This is a genomic window from Gordonia paraffinivorans NBRC 108238 (assembly GCF_000344155.1).
Classification (GTDB): Bacteria; Actinomycetota; Actinomycetes; order Mycobacteriales; family Mycobacteriaceae; genus Gordonia; species Gordonia paraffinivorans.
Map to the genome: position 1 here is coordinate 105,288 of NZ_BAOQ01000015.1, position 17,515 is coordinate 122,802.

The following is a 17,515-nucleotide window of genomic DNA, read 5'->3' on the forward strand; positions in this document are numbered from 1 at the left end:
ACGAGACCGGTCGCGGTCGGTCAGCGTGCGGTGCGTGCGGGACGCAGCTCGCGCGGCAGCGCGAAGGTCAGCGTCTCGTTGGCGGTGTTGACCGTCTCGACGGTGTCGTAACCGCGCTCGGCGAGCCAGTCGAGCACGCCGCGCACGAGGACCTCGGGCACGGACGCACCGGAGGTCACGCCGACCGTGCGGACCCCCTCCAGCCAGGCGTCGTCGATCTCGCGCGCGTAGTCGACCAGGTGCCCGGCCTTCGCGCCGGCCTGCAGCGCCACCTCGACCAGGCGCACCGAGTTGGACGAGTTCTTGGAGCCGACGACGATGACGAGGTCGCACTCGGGCGCCATGGCCTTCACCGCGACCTGGCGGTTCTGCGTGGCGTAGCAGATGTCGTCGCTCGGCGGGTCGGCCAGCAGCGGGAACCGCTCGCGCAGGCGCTTGACCGTCTCCATGGTCTCGTCGACCGAGAGCGTGGTCTGCGACAGCCAGATGACCTTCGACTCGTCACGCACGGTCACGTTGTCGACCGCGCCGGGGCCGTCGACGAGCTGGATGTGCTCGGGCGCCTCACCCGCGGTGCCCTCCACCTCCTCGTGGCCCTCGTGACCGATGAGCAGGATGTCGTAGTCGTCGCGCGCGAACCGCTTGGCCTCCTGGTGCACCTTGGTGACCAGCGGACAGGTCGCGTCGATCGTCTTGAGATTGCGCTCGGCGGCGGAGGCGTGCACCTGCGGGGAGACCCCGTGGGCGCTGAACACCACGATCGCGCCCTCGGGCACCTCGTCGGTCTCTCCCACGAAGACGGCGCCGCGCTCGGCCAGGGTCTCGACCACGTGCCGGTTGTGCACGATCTCCTTGCGGACGTAGACGGGCGCGCCGTGCTTGTCCAGGGCGCGCTCGACCGTCTCCACCGCGCGGTCGACGCCCGCGCAGTAGCCACGGGGCTCGGCGAGCAGGACACGTTTGGTCTCAGACATGTCTCCAGGGTACGGGTTACGGACGACCGCCCGGAATGGCAGAGTGTTGGCATGGATCGCGCACCCTACCCGGCCCGTATCGCCGCAGGTCTGATCGTCACGGCCATCGAGGAGACCCGGAAGCTGCCGTCTCTTCTCGTCACCCTGCCGATGACGGCGATCAGCCAGACCCTGCAGGCGGGCATGCGGGCACAGCAGAACATCGCCGAACTCGCCATCAAGGGCGACGCCGCCCTGGAGATGCTGTTCGACAAGCCGACCGAGCAACCCGCGTGGGCCGTCTTCGACGAGGACGAGACGCCCGGACCGGACGCCGACGCGCACCTGGCCGGCGACGCACCGATCGAATCCTCGCGTGCCACTGCGACCGCCACCGAGAACAAGAGCTCCGAGAACAAGAGCTCCGAGAACAAGAGCTCTGCGACGAAGAGCACCGAGAAGAAGAGCACCGAGGGTGAGCAGCCGGTGGCCGCCGCGAGCACCACCCCTGCCGAGACCGAGGTCGACGCGGAGGCTTCCGACGCCGAACTCGCCGCGCCGCCGCGCGCGGACGCCGGCCGGTTCGCGCTGTACAGCTCCGCCCCCGAAGAGGTCGTGGAGAAGGCGGAGAAGAAGGTGACGCCGGCAGCGCCGAAGCCCGCGTCGTCGAACGGTTCGGCGCCGGAGATCGTGGTGATGATCGACTACGACTCCCTCACGCTGGCCCAGCTGCGCGCGCGCCTGCGCTCGGTCGGCGTCGACGACCTGACCGCGCTCGTCGACTACGAGAAGGCCAACCGCGGCCGCGCACCGTTCATCACGATGCTCGAGAACCGGATCGCCTCGCAGAACAAGCGTTCCTCCGAGGCGTGAGCGGCTCCTCACCGAACTCGGCCGAGAACCCGTGGCCGGTCCGCACGGTCAACACCAAGATCGCCGACTGGATCCACCGGCTCGGCCAGATCTGGGTGGAGGGCCAGGTCACCCAGATCAGCAGGCGTCCCGGCACCCGCACCGCGTTCCTCACCCTGCGCGACCCGGCCGCCGACATCTCGATCTCGGTGACCTGCAGCCCGGATCTCTTGGCGCGCACCGAGGTTCCGTTGCACGACGGCAGCCACGTGGTGGTGCTGGGACGGCCGAGCTTCTACACCGGCCGGGGCACGGTGTCGTTGCGCATCAGCGACATCCGCCCGGTGGGCATCGGCGAACTGCTGCTGCGCATCGAACGGCTGCGCCAGCTCCTCGCCGCCGAGGGGCTGTTCGACCCGCGGCTCAAGCGGCCCCTGCCGTTCCTGCCGCGCACGATCGGGCTGATCAGCGGCCGCGCCAGCGCCGCCCAGCGCGACGTGGTCTCCGTCGCCACCGAGCGCTGGTCGGCCGTGCGATTCGACATCCGGGAGGCACCGGTCCAGGGACCCACCGCGGTCTCGCGGATACTGGCGCACCTCGCCGAGCTCGACGCCCATCCCGAGGTCGAGGTGATCATCATCGCCCGCGGCGGCGGCAGCGTCGAGGATCTCCTGCCGTTCTCCGACGAGGCGCTGCTGCGCGCGGTGGCGCGGTGCACGACGCCGGTCGTCAGCGCGATCGGGCACGAGCCCGACAATCCGCTGCTCGACCTCGTGGCGGACCTGCGTGCCGCCACCCCGACCGACGCCGCCAAGCGCGTCGTGCCCGACGTCGAGGCCGAGCTCGCGGGCATCGACGAGCTTCGTCGGCGCAGTGCGCAGGCGCTGCGCAACTGGGTCCGCCGCGAGTCCGCGGTCGTCGAGTCGCTGCGCCGCCGCCCGGTGCTGGCACGGCCCGAGCTCATCGTCGACGCCGAGGATCGACGGGTGTCCGAGCTCCGGCGCGCCCTGCGCCGCGATGTGCTGCGCCACGTGGACGCCGAAGAGCGGCGGCACGAGCATCTCGCGGCCCGTCTCTCGACCCTCGGCCCCGCCCAGACCCTGGCCCGCGGCTACGCCGTCGTGCAGCGCACCGACACCGAGACGACGCGCGTCGTCGGCAACCTCGACGACCTGCCGGTCGGCGCGCAGCTGCGTATCCGCGTCGCCGACGGCGCGGCGCACGCGACGGTGACCGCACGCGCGCAGCCGGCATCCACCCCCACCGACCCACGAGGAGAACCGTGACCGACGACTTCGACGACGACTTCGAAATCGACCGCGAGACAGGCGAATCGGACGACGAGGAATCCGACGGCCAGTTCACCCCGGTCGCCGAACTCGGCTACGAAGAGGCACGCGACGAACTCGCCGAGATCGTCGGCACGCTCGAGCACGGCGGCCTCGACCTCGACACGTCGCTGGCGCTGTGGGAGCGGGGCGAGGCGCTCGCCGCCCGATGCGAGGAGCACCTGCGCGGCGCGCGTGAGCGCATCGAATCGACCATCGCGCGCAAGGACGGCGCAGGCGAGGACGAGTCGGACTGACGGGGGCCGCCCGACAGGGCCGGCCTCGCGGGGAACGCGGGTCAGTCCTTGGGCAGCGGCTTCTGCGCGACGACCGAGGACGCGATGGTCTCGATGTCGGACTCGGGACCGCGGGTGAGCACCCCGATCCGTACCTTGCCGAGGTCGGTGATCCAGAACTGCTTGTCCCCGGCCGTCCGGTAGGTCACCCACTTGTGGCCGGCGAGTTCACGGGTTCCGGTCGCGGCGAGGTCGTTCAACGTCGTGTCCTCCCCCGCCAGGTAGGGCACCAGCGCGTCCTCGACGGCGTCGGTCTGACTCAGCTGCACGTAGGCACCGCTCGACGACAGCCACCCGACCGTGCTGACGCGGTGGCCCTCGAGGGACGGCGACGACCCCGAGTTCGGCTTCCAGCCCTCCGGCGTGGGCGGTTGCCGGACGGGGAACGGCATCTCGCGCGCATCCGCCTTCAGCGCCGCGTCGATGTCGAACTCCTTGACCTTGTTCGACGACGGGTTCTTGTCGACGCCGACCGAGCAGTTCCCGGACGCGATCGCCACCAGTGCGACGAGCGCGAGCAACGGCACGAGCGTCCAGAACATGTCCTTGCCGTTGACGAGAAAGCGCGGTTTGTCAGCCATGCCGCCGAGTATCGCACCCGCAGGGTCAGTGGCCGAACGGCCGGTATGACATGCAAGGATGTTGTCTGAGATCACCGCCACAACGTCCATGAGGAGTGCAAGCCCATGACTTCAAGCCACCGAGCGCCCGATCGCAATCTCGCGATGGAGTTGGTCCGTGTGACCGAGGCGGCAGCGCTCGCCGCCGGCCGCTGGGTGGGACGCGGCGACAAGAACTCCGGTGACGGCGCGGCCGTCGACGCCATGCGCCAGCTGCTGTCGACGGTGTCGATGCGCGGCGTCGTGGTGATCGGCGAGGGCGAGAAGGACGAGGCGCCGATGCTGTACAACGGCGAGGAGGTCGGCAACGGCGAGGGTCCCGAGTGCGACGTCGCCGTCGACCCGATCGACGGCACCACCCTGATGGCCGAGGGCCGCCCGAACTCGATCTCGGTGATCGCCGTCAGCGAGCGCGGCACCATGTACGACCCGTCCGCGGTGTTCTACATGGAGAAGATCGCCGTCGGCCCGGAGGCCAAGGGCGCCATCGACATCAACGCCTCGGTCGAGTGGAACATCAACTCGGTGGCCAAGGCCAAGGGCATCGACGTCTCCGACCTGACCGTCGTGATCCTCGACCGTCCCCGTCATGCCGACCTGATCGCCGAGATCCGCGCCGCGGGCGCCAAGATCCGCCTCATCTCCGACGGCGACGTCGCCGGCGCGGTCGCCGCGGCCGACGACTACTCCACCGTGGACATGCTGATGGGCATCGGCGGCACCCCCGAGGGCATCATCGCGGCCGTCGCGATGAAGTGCATGGGCGGCGAGATCCAGGGCAAGCTGTGGCCCCGCAACGAGGAGGAGCGGCAGAAGGCGATCGACGCCGGCCACGACCTCGACCGGGCCCTGACCACCGAGGACCTGGTCCGCGGCGAGAACTGCTTCTTCTGCGCGACCGGCGTGACCAACGGCGACATGCTGCGCGGCGTCACCTACCGCCCGAACGGCGCCACCACCCGTTCGCTGGTCATGCGCTCGAAGTCGGGCACCGTCCGCCGCATCGAGTCCGTGCATCGTCCGGAGAAGCTGCGCGGCTACGCCGGCATCCAGCGCTGAGACGCGGCATCGCGTCGACCTGCCGAATCAGGCCCCGCGCCCGTTCGTGACCCACCTCACCGGTGGGACCACCTACGGCGCGGGGCCTTTTCGTGCGGGCGATACGATGCGGGTTGTGAGCAAAGCAGCCCCAGCCCCCGAGTTTCTCTACTCTGACCTGCTGCCGATCGGCGCCGACGAGACCCCCTACCGGCTCATCACGACCGAGGGCGTCTCGACCTTCGAGGTCGACGGCCGCACCTTCCTCAAGGTGGAGCCGGAGGCCATCCGCAGGCTCACCGCAGAGGCGATGCACGACATCAGCCACTTCCTGCGCCCGGCGCACCTCGCCCAGCTGCGCAGGATCATCGACGATCCCGAGGCGTCGGGCAACGACCGCTTCGTCGCCCTCGACCTGCTCAAGAACGTCAACATCTCCGCCGGCGGCGTGCTGCCGATGTGCCAGGACACCGGCACCGCGATCGTGATGGGCAAGAAGAGCGAGGGCGTGCTGACCGGCGTCGACGACGCCGAGGTGATCTCGAAGGGCGTCTACGACGCCTACACGCAGCTCAACCTGCGGTACTCGCAGCTCGCGCCGCTGACCACCTACGAGGAGAAGAACACCGGCACCAACCTCCCCGCCCAGGTGGAGATCTACGCCACCGAGCAGGGCCCGAAGGGCCCGGAGTACAAGTTCCTGTTCATGGCCAAGGGCGGCGGCAGCGCCAACAAGTCGTTCCTGTTCCAGGAGACCAAGGCGATCCTCAACCCGAAGTCGATCCTGAAGTTCCTCGACGAGAAGATCCGCTCGCTCGGCACCGCGGCCTGCCCGCCGTACCACCTCGCCGTGGTGATCGGCGGCACCTCCGCCGAGTTCGCGCTGAAGACCGCCAAGTACGCCTCGGCGCACTACCTCGACAACCTGCCCACCGAGGGCTCGATGTCGGCGCACGGCTTCCGCGACCTCGAACTCGAAGAAGAGGTCTTCAAGCTCACCCAGTCCTTCGGCATCGGCGCCCAGTTCGGCGGCAAGTACTTCTGCCACGACGTCCGCGTCGTGCGCCTGCCGCGTCACGGCGCGTCGTGCCCGGTGGCGATCGCCGTCTCGTGCTCGGCCGACCGGCAGGCACTCGGCAAGATCACCCCCGAGGGCGTGTTCCTCGAGCAGCTCGAGACCGATCCCGCCAAGTACATGCCGGCCGCGGGCGTGGCCGAGGACATCGCCGGCGGGGAGGTCGTCGAGGTCGATCTCAACCGACCGATGCCCGAGATCCTCGCGCAGCTGTCGCAGTACCCGGTCAAGACGCGCCTGTCGCTGACCGGTCCGCTGGTCGTCGCGCGTGACATCGCGCACGCCAAGATCAAGGAGCGCCTCGACGCCGGCGAGCCGATGCCGGAGTACATGCGCGATCACCCGGTCTACTACGCGGGCCCGGCGAAGACCCCGGAGGGCATGGCGTCGGGTTCGTTCGGCCCCACCACCGCCGGGCGCATGGACTCCTACGTCGAGCAGTTCCAGGCCGCGGGCGGCTCGATGATCATGCTCGCCAAGGGCAATCGCTCCAAGCAGGTCACCGACGCGTGCAAGACGCACGGCGGCTTCTACCTGGGCTCTATCGGCGGCCCGGCGGCCCGTCTCGCCCTCGACTGCATCAAGAGCCAGGAGGTCATCGAGTACCCCGAACTCGGCATGGAGGCGGTCTGGAAGATCGAGGTGGAGAATTTCCCGGCCTTCATCGTTGTTGACGACAAGGGCAACGACTTTTTCACCGACCCGAGTGGGACCGTGAGCGTCCCGCTGAGCGGCATAAGGATCCGATCGAAGGAGTAAGCGATGGCCGAACCACAGGGCACGACGGAATACCGCATCGAACGCGACACCATGGGCGAGGTGCAGGTCCCCGTCGATGCCCTGTGGCGAGCGCAGACGCAGCGGGCGGTGGAGAACTTCCCCATCAGCCACCGCCCGCTCGAACGGGCGCAGATCCGCGCCCTGGGCCTGTTGAAGGCCGCGTGTGCGACGGTCAACAAGGATCTCGGGCTCCTCGACGCCGAGCGGGCCGACGCGATCATCGCCGCCGCCGGTGAGATCGCCGAGGGCCGCCACGACGACCAGTTCCCCATCGACGTGTTCCAGACCGGCTCGGGGACGAGCTCGAACATGAACGCCAACGAGGTCATCGCCTCGCTCGCGAAGGCCCGCGGCGTGGACGTGCATCCCAACGACCACGTCAACATGTCGCAATCGTCCAACGACACCTTCCCGACCGCCACCCACGTCGCGGCAACCGAGGCCGTCGTCACCGACCTCGTCCCGGCGCTCGAGCACCTCCGAAAGACACTGGCCGACAAGGCATCCGAGTGGCGTGAAGTGGTCAAGTCCGGCCGCACGCATCTCATGGACGCGGTGCCGGTCACCCTGGGACAAGAGTTCTCCGGCTACGCGCGTCAGGTCGAGGCCGGCATCGAGCGGGTCACCGCGACCCTGCCCCGGGTGGGCGAGTTGCCGATCGGCGGCACCGCGGTGGGCACCGGCCTCAACGCGCCTCCCGGCTTCGGCACCCGGGTTGTCGCCGAACTCGTCCGGATGACCGGCGTCACCGACCTGCGACTGGCCAAGGACAACTTCGAGGCCCAGGCCGCGCGTGACGGGCTCGTCGAGCTGTCCGGCCAGCTCAAGACGGTCGCCGTGTCGCTCACCAAGATCGCCAACGACGTGCGGTGGATGGGGTCGGGCCCGCTCACCGGGCTCGGCGAGATCCTGCTCCCCGACCTCCAGCCGGGCAGCTCGATCATGCCGGGCAAGGTGAATCCCGTTCTGCCCGAGGCGGTCACGCAGGTGGCGGCGCAGGTGATCGGCAACGACGCCGCGGTCACCTGGGGCGGCGGCAACGGCGCCTTCGAGCTCAACGTCTACATCCCGATGATGGCGCGCAACGTGCTGGAGTCGATCACGTTGCTGTCCAACGTGTCCCGGCTGTTCGCCGACCGCTGTATCGCCGGGCTGAAGGCCAACGTGGAGCGGCTGCGCACCCTGGCCGAGAGCTCGCCGTCGATCGTCACGCCGCTGAACTCGGCCATCGGCTACGAGGAGGCGGCCGCGGTCGCGAAACAGGCGCTCAAGGAGGGCAAGACGATCCGTCAGACGGTGATCGATCGCGGTCTCGTCGGCGACAAGCTGAGCGAGGCCGAACTCGACGAGCGGCTCGACGTCCTCAAGATGGCCAATCTGGATCGCGAACGCTGAACCACCACCGACGCGGTCTGCCGGGGCCGGGACGATCCGACCCCGGCAGACGGGTCATCACGGCAGCCGCGGAAGAAGACCGGCGACCTGCTTCACCAGGGCGTCGGCATCGAGCCCGCCGGGCACGACCACGTCGGTCGATGCTGCGGAACCGGTCGGACCTCCGATGGACCCGGTGTCTGCCGATCCCGACGAGGAGCCGCCGTCGGCCGAACCGGAGCCGGACAAGGAGCCGCTCCCCGGCGATCCGGTGGACCACCCCGGGATGGTCCCCAGTCCGGGAACCACGAAGTCTCCCACCGAGATCTCCGGGATGATCCCGGCGTCGCTCGACCCGATCCGCGGCAGGCCGAGGTAGTTCACGGAGGAGTTGTTCCCCAGGAACCCGGCGGTGTTCTTGGTCGTGGGGAACAGGCCGATCTCGGTGCCGAGCCAGGACAGTTCGATGGCCGCGCCGTTCTTCGAGATCGGCTCGAAGCCGTAGTCGCTGGTGAGCGCGACGATATCCGGACCGCCCAGCGTCAGCCGGGAGATGTCCTTGCTCAGCAGCGAGTCTCCCGAGGTCAGCGCGGCCATGAGGTCGGACGCGCTCAGGCCGTCGCTGAGCAGCGAGAAGGGGTTCTTCAGCGCCAGGCTGACGGTGCCGCCGGGCTTGTCGTGAGTGCCCTCGAGGAGGCCCAGGACGCCGACGCAGTCACCGGCCGTGGCCGAGTGGGCGTAGGCGAAGACCCCGACGCAGGTGACCTGCCCGGAGTTCAGGCCGCCGAGGCTGAGAGTGGGCGCCGACGCGGCCGCGATCCCCAGCACCGACACTGCCGTCGCGGTCCGGTTGATACCCGCCGTGGAGACCGCGATGCCGGGGCCGATGGCGGTCGCCGAGGCGCCGGCCCCGAGCGAGAGGGCCACGCCTCCCAGAACCCCTCCTTGCGGCAACAGGTCCGAGGACCCGGAGGAAGAGCCGAACATCGAAGAGCCCCCGGAGGATCCGGCCGATCCGGTGTCGGCCGCCGCCGCTCCGGCGTCCAGGGTTGCTCCGGCGACCACGGCCGCAGCCATCCCGATGGCCGTCGCCCAGGTTCGGGTGCGAGTGAGAAGTCGAGGTGTCATCAACGAACACCGCCCCTTTCATGAGATAGATCACCACGTGAACGTGGTCTACTCACCATCTCCCGTGATCCGCTGTCCGGCCGATCATTCGACGGGCATTTGTGTGACGTGTCGCGGGGCACATTCGCGCCACATGCGGCCTCGACTCTTGTCGTGCACCGACCCGGCTCAGGATTTCGCACAACGCTGCGCCGTCGGACCGACACCTGCGCGGCATCGATCCGACGCGGCGCCCGCGGAACCCGGTCGGCCTACCGGACGGTTGTGTCCGAACCGTGTCGGGTGGGCGCCTCGTCCTCGATCACCTCGAGGATTCCCAGGTCCGCCAGTCTCTCCTGCTCCTCCACCGAGAGGGTCTGGATGGTGCCCACCCGGTCGGCGATCTCGGGACGGTTGTGGCGCAGGTGGGCGTACCAGCCCAGGCCGAGCGCGAGGATGCCGAGGAACACGAACGGCAGGATGTTGTACGGGTACTCCGGCACCGGGTAGACGTTGCTCACGATCACGTACCCGAGGGCGAGGAGCGTGAGCCCGGAGACGATGGTGCGGAAGGGCGTCAGCGCCTTGATCCGGTACAGCCAGATCGGGGTGGCGATGACCACGAGCAGATAGCTCACCAGGAATCCCCAGGTGGCGACGTAGCCGCCGTACACGTCGAACACCAGGCGTCCGGCCGAGCTGAAGGTCGCGGCGACGGAGAAGACCAGCGCCAGCAGACCGACGAAGACCATCCCGATCCAGGGCGTCTTGTGCTGCGGGTGCACCCGGGCGAAGACGGCCGGCAGGGCGCCCTCGTGCGCGAGGGTGAACAGCGAACGCGCGGCGGAGGTGGTGACCGCGGTGACGAAGACGATGAAGGCCACCGCGACCGTCGCGCTCACCACCGGGTTGATCCAGGAGACGTTCGACGAATCGGCCAGCTGCGGCAGGACGGCCTGGTCGCCGTCGATGTCGCCGAAGTGGAGCACCTGCGGGTAGGTCGCGAGGATGTAGAGCACACCGAGGATCAGCACCACCCGCAGCAGCGCCCGTGCGATGGTGCGGTGCGCGTCGCGCGCCTCGGCGCCCAACGACGCGACGCTCTCGAACCCCGCATACGACCCGACGGCGGTGACCGCGGCGACGAAGGTGGCGCTGTTGCCCAGGTTGGACAGCTGCCACTGCTCGGTGTCGATGCGGAATCCGTACGTCCAATAGGACGCCGCGATGATCACGAAGATCGATGCGACGGCGACGACCTCGAAGGCGAGTTCGTACTTCGCCGCGAGCGAGGCGCCGCGCACGGGAAGGTAGATCGCGACCGCGACCACCACGACGACGAGCAGCAGCTTGAACCAGATGGCGTCGGAACCGAGGCCGATCTCGTGCAGGAACGCGTCGACGTACAGCACGCCGCCGAGCGTGCCGGTGGTGGCGAAGCCGATGTAACCGAGGAGCAGGCTGAGTCCCGCCGCGAATGCGAAGCCGGGGCCCAAACCGTTTCCGGCGTAGGTTCCGAGCGAACCGGACGACACCGTCCGGCGGGCCTGGAAGCCGATGGTGGTGGCCAGCAGCGCGGCGATCGCCAAGCCGACGACAGCGGCCCAGGCGGAGCCCTTGCCGGCAGCGGTGAACAAGGCGAACGGAACGGAGGCGATCGCCACGCTGGGCGCGGCGGCCGCCAGCCCCTGCGCGAAGACACCCCAGTGCCCCAGCGCATTTCGCTGCAGTCCCGTGTCCTCGGCCGCGCTGAGTCGGCGTCCGCCGAGGGCGATCGATCGCGCCGCGGCCGTCGGGACGTGCCCGTCGGCGCCGTCGCCGGACTGCGCCGGCGTGTCGGTCGACGTGGGAGTCGACGTGGTCATCGAAACCACCTTCCAGGGATTTGTCGTGGGAGTGTGCCCACGGGAGAGGAGAGGAGAGGAGAGGAAGAAGAGAGTGCCGCGCGGACCCGGCCGGTCATCGCCTGGCGGCCGTTCGAGTATCGCAGCCCGTCTGCAGATCCACCCCGGTTAGACGCCTGTTGGTTCTAAGTCGTTGGGAGCGAGCCGATTTCGTCGCCGACCAGGACGCAACACACTCACCACAGCGGCGCCGACGCCGCAGCGTCCTCAAAATGCCCTCGCAGAGTGTCTGTTTCGTACTCGTGCCGATAGAGCCCGCGCTTGCGGAGGATCGGCACGACCTCGTCGACGATCACCTGCAAACCGTCCACGAGGACGTCGGGCTGCAGATTGAACCCGTCGACCGCACCCGCGTGGAACCAGTCCTCGATGCGGTCGGCGAGTTGCTCCGGCGTCCCGACGAAGCCGGCATGTCCCGACCCGGTGTAGCGGGTCTGCTTCAGATACTCCCGGACCGTCGGGTTGGTCCGGCGGATCTGCGCCACGATCGATTCACGGAAACCCACACTGCCGGTGAAGGTCTGGAGATCGTCGGGAGCGGCAAGCACCTCCTCCGGGAACGGCGCGTCGAGATCGAGTTTGCCCGCGTCGATGCCCATGGACTGCGAGAGCCATTCGATGGAGTACGACGCCGGACCGCGGTCGTGCAGGTCGTCGTTGCGTCGGCGTGCCTCCTCCTCGGTGCTGCCGATCGTCGTCAGCAGGCCGGGGACGATCTTGACCGAGTCGGGTGAGCGTCCGTGCTCGACGGCGCGCCGTCTCACCTGTCGGTAGTGTTCGACCGCCTGGTCGCGGGTCAGCTCGGCGGCGAAGACCCCGTCGGCGACCCGCGCGGCCAGCTCGCGCCCCTTGGCCGACCCGCCGGCCTGGAAGAGCACCGGTGCCGAGTCCGCGAACGGCGGCACCGACAGGCGTCCGTCGATCTCGAAGTACTCGCCCCGGTGGTGCACCCGATCGCCGGTCACCGCCGAATCCCACAGCGCGCGAACGACATCGACGAACTCCGCGGCCCGGTCGTACCGGTCGTCGCGCGGCGGCACATCGCCGAAGCCGAAATTGCGCGCGGGTGCGGCGCCTCGCGAGGTGACGATGTTCCACGCCGCGCGTCCACGGGTCACGTGATCGAACGACAACCATCGTTCGGCCAGGTCGAAGGGGTCGTTGAAGGTCGTCGACGCGGTGGCGACCACGCCGAGGCGATCGGTGACGCCGGCGACGTAGGACCAGTTCACCGTCGGTTCCATGTGGGCGGGGTTGGCGTCGTGGGCCGGGTCGCCCAGTGCCGGGATGTCGGCGAGGAACACCGCGTCGAGGGTGCCGCGTTCTGCGGTCCGCCCGATGTTCTCCCAGTACGCCGGGTCGACGAACGAACCCGGGGTGAGCTCGGGGCTCTGCCAGGAGGCCGGCAGGTAGCCGAGTACGAGGGCGTTGATGCCGAGGATCACGTGGCCGGATCGGCGTTCGGTCATCGGATGTCTCCTGTCGAGGTCACCGGGACGGACCCGGATCGATCGCGGTCAGAGGACCGCATGGGGTTGGGGCTGGGGAAAGGCGGCCCGGCCGACGGCGGGCCGGGACGGGACGGACAGGTCCAGGACCTGCCGCAACGGCCCGTCTCCCACCGGGCGCGTCCGGCCGGCCAGCGACTCGGCCGCGTCGAGCAGTTCCGCGAGCGTGGAGCCGGGACGCCCCCGCAGCAGCAGTCCCCCGCCGTCGGACGCCTCCCCCGACCACGCCTCGGCGGCGTCGGCGTCGACGATGCGCACCGCGCCGCCGGCGCCGATCACCAGGTCCGTCTCGTCCCCGGGGATCGCCGGGACGCGGTCGGTCGCGAGCCAGGCGGTGACCGAGGCCCCGGTCGGGGGCTCGGGCACCGTCAGCGGACCGGCGGTCCGATGCAGGCCGTCGTGGTCGACGTGGCGGATGAGGTTCGACTGCACGAAGATCCCGGTCTCCAGGTCGCCGACGACCGACTCGTACGGCCAGCTCTGTTCCAGCGCCCGCACGGCGCGCAGGGCATCGGCGATCTGCTCGCCGCGCGTGAATCCGACGTCGGTCGTGGTCCACGGGTCGCCGGCGGGCGCATACGGGTCGTGGTCGCCGAATATCACCCCGGACCGGCCGCGGGACAGGTGGCCGAGCGAGGCGACGCGCCGCGCGAGGTTGTAGGGATGGTCCCTCGTCGGTGAGGCCGCGACGAGGAAGCGTGCGCGTGTGGTCCGGCCGGCGAGGATCGCCGCCGCGACACTCGCGTCGACGGTGGCCTCGCGCGCACCGGAGCCGTCGACGCGCTCCACGCCGAGCACGCTGAACGCCGACGGGAGTTCATCCCAGCGGCGGATCGCCGCGTCATCGGCGAGGAGTTCCACCAATTGCGGCCCGTCGAGCGCGAGCGAGAGGAACGGGATGCTCAATTTCCCTGACCTCCGCGTCCGAACAGGCCGAGGTCCGGCACCGGGTCGGTGCCGTTGACCAGCCAGTCCCCGATGATGCGGGCCTTGTAGACCCGCGGGTTGTGGGACGCCAGGGTCCGGGCGTTGCGCCAGTGACGGTCGAGCAGCCGGTCGGTGGAGACCCCGGAGGCGCCCAGTGCGTCGAAGACGGTGGTGGTCGCCGTGAGCGCCGCCTCGATGATGACGAGCTGCGCGTGGTCGGTGGCGACCTGCGCGTCGGTCACCGCGCGCCCTCGCGCGGTGAGGTCGCCCGCGGCCTGCGCCGCGGCCACCGCGTCGAGGGACCGGGCGACGGTGCGCAGAGCGGATTCGGCGGCGAACACCTGCGCGGACACCTCGCCGATCACCTGGAGCACCTGGGCATCTCGGGCCGGCACCGGGTCGAGGCCCTGCGGATAGTTGCGTCCGCGCTCGCGCAGGGCGGTGATCCCGTCCCGCAGCGCGGCCTGCGTGATCCCGGTGAGCACGGCGAGGATCGCGGTCTGGTAGAAGTGCCCCTGGTAGACGAACCGCTCCGACGCCGGGAACACGTCGTCGGGGTCGGCCGGGACGTCGGTGTAGGTCGCCGAGCCGCTGGCGGTGGTCTGCTGGCCGAAGCCGGTCCAGTCGTCGACGAGTTCCACTCCGGGGTCGTCGCGGCGGACCAGTGCGGTGTACAGCGAGCCGTCGTCGTCCTTGCCGATCACATCGAGCCAGTCGGCGTAGAGGCTGCCGGTGGCGTAGTACTTGGCGCCGGTCACGCGGTAGGCGTCGCCGACCCGCCGCACGGTGGTCGCGATGTTCGCGAACGTGCCGTTGTTGGCCTCGGTCCACCCGCCGCCGACGAACTCGCCGTCGAGGAAGCGGGCAATCCAGCGCGCGTTGCCCTCCGAGGGGGCCGCATTCAGGCGGTCCTCGACGAAGGCGAGGTGGTTGCGCCAGACGTGGGCGACGTTCGCGTCGGCCGCGCCGAGACGGGCCAACAGGACGAAGGTCTGCTCCAGCGAGGCGCCGAATCCCCCGAGTTCCACCGGGATGCGGATGCGCCCGAACCCGGCGCGGTTGAGTTCGTCCACCTCCTCGAACGGGAACTTCCGGTGGCGTTCTCGTTCGGTGTTTCCTGCCGCGATGCGTTCGAAGACGGGAGCGAACCGGGCGAGGAGGTCGTCCTCGTCGGCGACCGGGTCGCTCAGATGGCTCGGTGCGAGTGTGGGGGCGATGTTGGTCATGCGGGGTCCTTTCGTCAGAAGGCGGTGCCGGAGAACGGGAGGCGGTCCACGCCGAACAGGACGTCGAGGCGTGAGATGACCTCGGCTCGTCCGGGATCGACGCGGCCGGCGGCGGCGAGCTGCCGCCATCGGGTTCCGCCGAGGTAGGCCGTCGCCAGGGTGGCGACGTCCACGGTGAGGTCGGGGGTGGCGGCCGACCGGCGAACAGCGTCCGGACCGACCTCGAAAGCGGCGTTGTTGGAGTCGATCTGGGCGTCGACCACGGCCAGGACCACCGGTTCGGCCCGCCCGTAGGTCCGGCCGGCGAGCGCACGTTCGACGTCGACCAGGCGCAGCCAGGTCTCGTCATGTGCGGGGCCGAGTTCGAGCGCGCGTTCGTCGGTGACGGCGAGCTGCAACGGATCATCGAGCGCGACCGCCTCGAAGACGATCCGGTCGACGAGGTCCAGCGAGAACAGGTGCCGCCACAATCCGGCTCGCGCCGTGTCGTTCGTGGCGATGAAATCGGTGACGGTGATCGTCTTCTCGCGATCGGTGAACCAGGTCTGCGTGTTCTCGGGGCGATAGACGACGTAGCCGTCGTCGACCCCGCCGGTGCTGTGCACGGCGACGAGGTGGCGGGTGGGATCCGCCTGCGTGGCGAGCCGCCGCAGGGTCCACCAGCCGGCCGGTCGCGCGATCGCCCCCGGCCAGTCGGCCTGGTCGGCAATCGATCTCAGCAGGTCGGTGTCGGCGCTCCCGTCGACCAGCCGGACCTTGCCGCCCGCCGGCACGCCGTCGCGCAGCCGGATACGACGCCGGTGTGCGACGACACTGCGGCCGGCACTCGCGATCCCGTAACCGAACCGCTCGTAGATCACCGCCTCCGAGGCCCGCAGCGTCGCCACGATCTCGCCCCGGGCGGCGATGTCGTGGAGCTGGCGGGTGATCAGGTTGCGGACGACGCCCTTGCGGCGGTGCGTCGGCAGGACGCCGACGTGGGTCACGGCCGCGTGCGGGATCCTCGCCCCGCCGGGGACGGCGAGCCATCCGCTGTAGGAGTCCACGCCGCCGACCACCGCGTCGCCCTCGAAAGCTGCGATGTAGCGGCCATTTTCGGTGATGGTCGAGGCGTCCACGACGGGCAGGTCGAGTCCGATCATCGACCTCAGGAAGACCTCGAACGCCGCCTGCACCTCGTCGGGCCCGGCCGGCGGCCGATAGTCGATGGTCACGTGTGTTCACCTCCGGATCAGTGGCTTCAACAGTTGTTGAACGCGCTCGGTGAATCACTATCTGCCTGCCGGGCAGAGGGCTCAACACAAGAATCAGCCCGATTCTGATTTGCCCGTCGCACCGACGATCCGATAGGCACGCCGCCCGCGCTTCTGCGGTGTGCAACCGAGATCCCGCCTGTGACAAGGGCAATTCGGTTTATGGTCGAGACATGTCGACGAACCTTCTCCCCTTTCCGACGGACTGGCAGACCGGGCTCGTCCTCGTCGCCCATCCCGATGACCCCGAGTACGGCATGGCGGCCGCGGTCGCACGATGGACCGGCGAGGGCCGGCGCGTCGTCTACGCGCTGGCCTCCAGCGGCGAACGCGGCATCGAGGGGATGATCCCCGCCGAGTGCGGTCCGCTCCGCGAGGCCGAGCAACGCGCCTCGGCCCGGATCGTGGGGGTCGACGAGGTCGAATTCTGGGGCTTTCCGGACAGCGGCATCCGCAACACCCCGGAGCTGCGGGCAAAGATCACCGAGACGGTCGAGCGCATCGCGCCGCAGGTGATCCTGTCGCTCTACGGCGGACCCGAGTGGGCCCCCGGGCAACCCAACCAACGTGACCACATGGAGTTCTCCGCCGCCGTGCTCGACGCCTACGACCAGCTGGCCGCGTCGCGCCCGGACGTCGCACCGTTCTGGCTGTTCGAGAACGGCCCGGCGGCCACCCACGCCGTCGAGGTCGACGACCAGTTCGAGACGGCCGTCCGGTCGCTGGCCGCGCACGACCGGTACCTGTCGGTCCTCGATCCGAACACCCCTGTCTCGGATCAGGCGCGCGCGCAGATCGACCGGGCGACCGCGCCCCGGGACGGGTCGCCCCGGCGGGTGACCGGCTTTGAACTCAAGCGGTCACGGTGACGGGCGACCAAGTCCCCTCGCCCGTGTGACCTTCGTCCCTCCCGCCCGACGGCGGCGACGCGAGATGGTGGGGACACCCCGCCCGCGCTCCCTCCCCCGGAGCGGCACTCAGCCATCAGAGGTGATCGCCATCTCGCTCTCAGGTGTTCTCGTCACGTGCCTGGCGGCCTTCGTCGTCAGCGCCGCCGTCGGCCTGTCGGTATGGATCGTGGTCTTTTTCGGACTCCTCAGCGGTTTACAGTCGGTCGCCTGGCTCGCGGACCGGACCTCGGTCTGGCGGGCCTGATCCGTTCGGCACCCCGCGGTATCCGGCATCCGGACGACTGAAAATCGCTTGAATGTCGCGAGACCCGACGCGTCGAAGGGGGTTGACAACGCAATCCGGAACAGCTCGGACAAAAGGGG

At 69.6% G+C, this 17,515-nt stretch carries 16 protein-coding genes; 7 read left to right on the forward strand and 9 right to left on the reverse strand.

All coding sequences use genetic code 11. The features are described from left to right. Positions 1 to 20: 20 nt before the first annotated feature. The gene (locus GP2_RS08515; RefSeq protein ID WP_006900087.1) at positions 21 to 974 is read right to left on the reverse strand and encodes a 4-hydroxy-3-methylbut-2-enyl diphosphate reductase; all 954 of its coding nucleotides are present in this window, start codon (positions 972 to 974) and stop codon (positions 21 to 23) included. Between the two features lie 51 nt (positions 975 to 1,025). Here GP2_RS08515 and GP2_RS08520 point away from each other — a divergent pair, with 51 nt between their 5' ends. Genes GP2_RS08520 through GP2_RS08530 form a run of 3 tightly spaced genes read left to right on the forward strand, consistent with a single transcriptional unit; the run spans position 1,026 to position 3,390 of the window. Then, positions 1,026 to 1,826, forward strand: a complete 801-nt coding sequence (locus tag GP2_RS08520) for a lipid droplet-associated protein (RefSeq protein ID WP_006900088.1) — start codon at positions 1,026 to 1,028, stop codon at positions 1,824 to 1,826. Continuing rightward, a complete protein-coding gene (gene xseA / locus GP2_RS08525) occupies positions 1,823 to 3,091 on the forward strand; it encodes an exodeoxyribonuclease VII large subunit (RefSeq protein WP_006900089.1) in 1,269 nt (422 codons plus the stop codon). Before GP2_RS08520 ends, xseA begins: the two co-directional genes overlap by 4 nt. A gap of 26 nt (positions 3,092 to 3,117) precedes the next feature. Continuing rightward, positions 3,118 to 3,390, forward strand: a complete 273-nt coding sequence (locus GP2_RS08530; RefSeq protein ID WP_040526658.1) for an exodeoxyribonuclease VII small subunit — start codon at positions 3,118 to 3,120, stop codon at positions 3,388 to 3,390. Between the two features lie 41 nt (positions 3,391 to 3,431). Here GP2_RS08530 and GP2_RS08535 read toward each other — a convergent pair whose 3' ends face one another. Continuing rightward, positions 3,432 to 4,010 (reverse strand): DUF4245 domain-containing protein, encoded by a 579-nt coding sequence (locus tag GP2_RS08535; RefSeq protein WP_006900091.1) that lies wholly within the window; start codon positions 4,008 to 4,010, stop codon positions 3,432 to 3,434. Positions 4,011 to 4,115: 105 nt separating this feature from the next. Between GP2_RS08535 and glpX the strand changes: the two genes are divergently transcribed. The 3 genes from glpX to GP2_RS08550 all read left to right on the forward strand — a co-directional run bounded on the left by glpX (position 4,116) and on the right by GP2_RS08550 (position 8,337). Continuing rightward, complete coding sequence (gene glpX / locus GP2_RS08540) at positions 4,116 to 5,108, forward strand: class II fructose-bisphosphatase (RefSeq protein WP_006900092.1); 993 nt, start codon at positions 4,116 to 4,118, stop codon at positions 5,106 to 5,108. A gap of 115 nt (positions 5,109 to 5,223) precedes the next feature. Next, a complete protein-coding gene (locus GP2_RS08545) occupies positions 5,224 to 6,921 on the forward strand; it encodes a fumarate hydratase (RefSeq protein WP_006900093.1) in 1,698 nt (565 codons plus the stop codon). A 3-nt stretch (positions 6,922 to 6,924) separates the two neighbouring features. Beyond that, on the forward strand, positions 6,925 to 8,337 hold the full coding sequence (locus GP2_RS08550; RefSeq protein WP_006900094.1) for a class II fumarate hydratase: 1,413 nt from the start codon (positions 6,925 to 6,927) through the stop codon (positions 8,335 to 8,337). Positions 8,338 to 8,394: 57 nt separating this feature from the next. On the opposite strand, the gene GP2_RS08555 is transcribed toward GP2_RS08550, so the two are convergent. From GP2_RS08555 to GP2_RS08580, 6 genes are all read right to left on the reverse strand, one after another. Further along, positions 8,395 to 9,243, reverse strand: coding sequence for a hypothetical protein (locus tag GP2_RS08555; RefSeq protein ID WP_006900095.1), 849 nt, complete (start codon positions 9,241 to 9,243; stop codon positions 8,395 to 8,397). A gap of 452 nt (positions 9,244 to 9,695) precedes the next feature. After that, positions 9,696 to 11,288: an APC family permease gene (locus tag GP2_RS08560; RefSeq protein WP_006900096.1), complete on the reverse strand. Its 1,593-nt coding sequence runs from the start codon at positions 11,286 to 11,288 to the stop codon at positions 9,696 to 9,698. A gap of 215 nt (positions 11,289 to 11,503) precedes the next feature. Next, positions 11,504 to 12,796 carry an NtaA/DmoA family FMN-dependent monooxygenase gene (locus GP2_RS08565; protein WP_006900097.1) on the reverse strand — a complete coding sequence of 431 codons (1,293 nt, stop codon included), beginning with the start codon at positions 12,794 to 12,796 and terminating at the stop codon, positions 11,504 to 11,506. Between the two features lie 48 nt (positions 12,797 to 12,844). Then, entirely contained in the window at positions 12,845 to 13,741 is an 897-nt protein-coding gene (locus GP2_RS08570; RefSeq protein WP_006900098.1) for an LLM class flavin-dependent oxidoreductase, read from the reverse strand. Continuing rightward, the gene (locus tag GP2_RS08575; protein WP_006900099.1) at positions 13,738 to 14,988 is read right to left on the reverse strand and encodes an acyl-CoA dehydrogenase family protein; all 1,251 of its coding nucleotides are present in this window, start codon (positions 14,986 to 14,988) and stop codon (positions 13,738 to 13,740) included. Before GP2_RS08575 ends, GP2_RS08570 begins: the two co-directional genes overlap by 4 nt. A 14-nt stretch (positions 14,989 to 15,002) precedes the next feature. Further along, positions 15,003 to 16,202: a GNAT family N-acetyltransferase gene (locus GP2_RS08580; protein WP_006900100.1), complete on the reverse strand. Its 1,200-nt coding sequence runs from the start codon at positions 16,200 to 16,202 to the stop codon at positions 15,003 to 15,005. Between the two features lie 212 nt (positions 16,203 to 16,414). On the opposite strand from GP2_RS08580, the gene GP2_RS08585 reads away from it, so the two are divergent. Continuing rightward, positions 16,415 to 17,110 (forward strand): PIG-L deacetylase family protein, encoded by a 696-nt coding sequence (locus GP2_RS08585; protein ID WP_006900101.1) that lies wholly within the window; start codon positions 16,415 to 16,417, stop codon positions 17,108 to 17,110. 108 nt (positions 17,111 to 17,218) lie between these two features. Here GP2_RS08585 and GP2_RS21940 read toward each other — a convergent pair. After that, a partial coding sequence (locus GP2_RS21940) for a hypothetical protein (RefSeq protein ID WP_217997242.1) occupies positions 17,219 to 17,515 on the reverse strand: 297 nt, incomplete at its 5' end.

Coding starts and splice junctions, on each gene's coding strand:
- GP2_RS08515 (WP_006900087.1), bottom strand. CDS start 974: ATGTCTGAGACCAAACGTGTCCTGCTCGCCGAGCCCCGTGGCTACTGC.
- GP2_RS08520 (WP_006900088.1), top strand. CDS start 1,026: ATGGATCGCGCACCCTACCCGGCCCGTATCGCCGCAGGTCTGATCGTC.
- GP2_RS08535 (WP_006900091.1), bottom strand. CDS start 4,010: ATGGCTGACAAACCGCGCTTTCTCGTCAACGGCAAGGACATGTTCTGG.
- glpX (WP_006900092.1), top strand. CDS start 4,116: ATGACTTCAAGCCACCGAGCGCCCGATCGCAATCTCGCGATGGAGTTG.
- GP2_RS08550 (WP_006900094.1), top strand. CDS start 6,925: ATGGCCGAACCACAGGGCACGACGGAATACCGCATCGAACGCGACACC.
- GP2_RS08560 (WP_006900096.1), bottom strand. CDS start 11,288: ATGACCACGTCGACTCCCACGTCGACCGACACGCCGGCGCAGTCCGGC.
- GP2_RS08565 (WP_006900097.1), bottom strand. CDS start 12,796: ATGACCGAACGCCGATCCGGCCACGTGATCCTCGGCATCAACGCCCTC.
- GP2_RS08575 (WP_006900099.1), bottom strand. CDS start 14,988: ATGACCAACATCGCCCCCACACTCGCACCGAGCCATCTGAGCGACCCG.
- GP2_RS08585 (WP_006900101.1), top strand. CDS start 16,415: ATGTCGACGAACCTTCTCCCCTTTCCGACGGACTGGCAGACCGGGCTC.